This is a genomic window from Roseateles sp., assembly GCF_036486225.1.
Taxonomy (GTDB): domain Bacteria; phylum Pseudomonadota; class Gammaproteobacteria; order Burkholderiales; family Burkholderiaceae_C; genus Roseateles.
In genome coordinates this window covers 1-3276 of record NZ_DASVNZ010000325.1, presented here as the reverse complement: position 1 = coordinate 3276, position 3276 = coordinate 1, and the positions used below count along the sequence as shown (strand labels likewise).

The 3276-nt window shown below is 69.7% G+C and carries 3 protein-coding genes and 1 pseudogene; 1 reads left to right on the top strand and 3 read right to left on the bottom strand.

What is annotated here, in order from left to right; genetic code table 11:
* The 3 genes from VF536_RS21180 to VF536_RS21170 all read right to left on the bottom strand — a co-directional run.
* Positions 1–1395: AAA family ATPase (locus VF536_RS21180; protein WP_331616859.1), on the bottom strand; the 1395-nt coding region annotated here is incomplete at its 3' end.
* 84 nt (positions 1396–1479) lie between these two features.
* Positions 1480–1785: a BTH_I0359 family protein gene (locus VF536_RS21175; RefSeq protein WP_331616858.1), complete on the bottom strand. Its 306-nt coding sequence runs from the start codon at positions 1783–1785 to the stop codon at positions 1480–1482.
* A 220-nt stretch (positions 1786–2005) separates the two neighbouring features.
* On the bottom strand, positions 2006–2902 hold the full coding sequence (locus VF536_RS21170; RefSeq protein ID WP_331616857.1) for a hypothetical protein: 897 nt from the start codon (positions 2900–2902) through the stop codon (positions 2006–2008).
* 34 nt (positions 2903–2936) lie between these two features.
* Between VF536_RS21170 and VF536_RS21165 the strand changes: the two are divergent.
* Positions 2937–3276, top strand: a pseudogene (locus tag VF536_RS21165) (fumarylacetoacetate hydrolase); the annotation flags it as partial.

The window sequence follows — 3276 nt, the reverse complement described above, 5'->3', positions numbered from 1 at the left end:
CTCGGGCACCGGCAGTTCCTCCAGCGCCTTGCGCACCAGGCCCAGCCGCGCGCCGGGCGGCGGCGAGGTCAGCTCGAGGTGGTACTGGAAACGGCGCCGGAACGCCGGATCGATGTGCTCGATGCGGTTGGTGATCCACAGCACCGGGACGGGGTTGTTCTCCAGGATCTGGTTGACCCAGGCCTTGCCGTTGACGGCCATCGTCGCGGGCATCTCCAGCGCCGCGTCCAGTCGCGCCATCAGGTGCGCGGCGTCGCCGCTCAGGTGAGGGAAGACGTCCTCCACCTCGTCGAAGAGCAGCGCCACCTCGCGGCTCGCCTTCAGGAACACCTGGCTGATCTGCAGCGAGCGGTAGCGGTCGCGGCCGCTCAGCGCGTTGCCGTCGCGGTCGGCGTATTCGACCTCGTAGAGCGCGAGGCCGGCCTCGCGCGCGGCGACCTTCGCCAGCTCCGTCTTGCCGGTGCCCGGCGGGCCGTAGAGCAGCACGTTCACGCCGGTCTGGCCCTGCGCCACCGCCTGGCGCAGCAGCGTCGCGAGCAGGGTCACGTCCTCGGCGATGAAGTCGAAGTCGGTGCGCTGCAGCGGGCTCGGCGTCACCGGACGCGTGAACACCGCCATCAGGTCCTGCGGACCGTCGTAGGCGCGCATCAGCACCGGCGGCAACTGCTCGCTGACCTTCATCAGGTCGGAGAGATCGGTGATGTTGTGTTCGGCGATCAGGTTCTCGATCATGCCGACCCGCTCCAGCCGCGAGCCGGCGCGCAGCGCGTCGGCCACCTCGTGCGGATCGACGCCGGCCACCTCCGCGATTGCGGCGAAGGCCTCCTGCGCGGTGTTCACCTTGAACTCGACCAGCGCCCCGCGCAGCTCACGCTGGTAACGCGCCAAGGTACCGTAGAGCAGCAGCGCGCGCTCGGCCGCGTTCAGCTGCAGCAGTCGGCCCAGGACGTCGATGTTCTGCTCCACCAGCGTGGAGCGGCTCCGCAAGGGGCCGTCGAGCGCGTCGCAGGTGCAGGCCAGCAGCGCCAGCAGGTCCTTGGGGGCGTCCTTGATGTACTCGTCGAGGTAGAAGAACAGCGTGCCCTCGGCGAACGGACCACGCCACACGCCGTGGCGGGCGAGGAAGGCGGTGTCGCCCAGGCGTTCATGACCGGCCCACAACGAGTGCCCCTGGCAGCGCCGCGCCAGATAGCCGCGGACGCGCGAGAGCACCTGCGGCGGCCAGACCAGGTGACGCGCCGTCAGCGCGAGCAGGCCGCTGAGGTCGCGGCGCGGATTGAAGCGGTTGGCGTGGCGGACCGTCAGCGTCAGCACGAAGTGCGAGCACATGCGGTCCAGCACCGGGCTGTCGGACAGGCCCGGAGAGTCCAGCGGAAGCTGCGAGCGCTTGGCCATGGTGCGTGCGGGGGGTCACCCCTGAACGGGGCGTGCCCGCACGATCTTGGCGCAGGGAAGGGTGGAGGACAAGCCCCCGCCCGGTCAATGCATGATGACGGGCTGCTGGCCCAGGTTCGCGTATTGCTCGATGAAGGCGTCGAGGTCGTCGACGTCGGGACCCTGTTCGATGAGCGCCTCCACGCCCTCCTGGAAGGTCTGGGCCAGGGCGCCCTCGATGAAGATTTCCTTGCGGGTGAACTTGTCGACGATCTCGAAACCGTCACGCTGCAACGAGGGAAGGTTCGTGTGGTCCACCTGGGCGGCGTGCGCAGCATCGCCAGCGGACGGAGCGACCGGTACATCGAACTGGACGACGATGTAGCTCGGTGAGTCGTAGAGCATGTGCATTGAGGACTCCTTGGTTGGAGGAGTTATGGCCTGTTGCGACGGATTCAAGACCCGTCGCTCCCAACCCAGGCCATGACCCATGGTGGCAGAAGTTGCGGAACACGCTTCACCGTGTCTCAAGCATTTGTGGTGCCAACCGCACAAGGTTTCACGGATTAACGAACCGTCACCCGCACACACGGGAGGGCAACCTGGCGGACATGCCCGCGGGTGGACAGGCTCACTCCAGCAAACGGAGCGCCCACTGCTGGTCGTCGTCCAGGCTGAAGCGCAGGTCCACGGGCAGGAAACCGCGCCGGCCGTCGAGCCAGGCCGTCCATTGCAGCGACGGGCGGCCGGCGCCCTGGGCCAGGTCGCGCCGCAGCAGCCAGCGCTCGCCGTCGCGCGCGACCACCTCGAAATCCCAGTCGTTGACGCCCGCCGGACCGGCCACCGGGATGCGCAGGCGCAGTCCGAGGTGGGGCGCGGGTTCCGCGGCCATCATCGCGGCCAGTTGCAGCCACCAGGACAGGCGGTCCTGGGTGCCCGCCGACATCGCGAAGGCACGCGCGCCTACAAGCAGAACCGGCCGCGCGGCGGCCCGGTCGAAGATCAGCCGCTCGCGCTCGCGGCCCTGGCGCCACACGCGGTGTCGTTCCGGCTGCAAACCTTGCGGACCGACGCGGCCTTCGCTGTGCCAGACCGGCAGTTCCCGGTCGCCGGCGCGGCGCTCGAGGGTCATGTCGTAACGGTCGGGTCCGATGTGGAAACCCAGCGCCGCCTCGCCGGCCTGGCCGTCGATGACGAAGGCGTAGGCGAGGGTGCCTTCGCCGTGCAGCGGCAACGCGAGCAGCGCGGGCACGGGGCGGGTGTCGGGCGCGGGGGCAGGACGCGAGGACGGGCGGAACGGGGCCGGTGGCACGGCGATGGGTGCGACCGTCGGCGCGACGGGCTCGGGTGTCGTCGGAGGTGTCGTCGAAGGTGGCGCGTCGATGAGGCGCGTGCTCACCGCCGGCGTGTCGATGGCCTGCGGCAAGGACCGCGGCGACAGCGCGCCGATCGCGACCGCATGCAGCGCCAGGGCCCCTGCGAGCGCCGCCGCGAGCGCGATCCGATCCTGAGGTGAAAATGCCGCCACCGATCGTCCGACGAATGACTGTCCGTTCACAACAATGAAACTCGCAACCTACCGCGACGGATCCCGCGACGGCCAACTGGTGGTCGTGTCGCGAGACCTGAGTCAGGCATGCTATGCCAATGGCATCGCGACGCGCCTGCAACAGGTGCTCGACGACTGGAATTTCATGGCGCCGCAGCTGGAGGTGTTGTCGCAGTCGCTGAACCACGGCCGCGCGCGGCATGCGTTCGCGTTCGACCCCAAGCAGTGCCAGGCGCCGCTGCCGCGCCTGGCCGGCTGGATCGCCGGCGAGGCCTACCCTGAACAGGGTCAGGCCTTGCGCGAGCGCGGACTGGCGTGGCCGGAGCGCCTCAGCGCGCCGCTGCTGCGCGCCG

Bases quoted from the DNA above. Each gene is read 5' to 3' on its own strand.
- VF536_RS21175 (WP_331616858.1), bottom strand. From the start codon at position 1,785: ATGCACATGCTCTACGACTCACCGAGCTACATCGTCGTCCAGTTCGAT.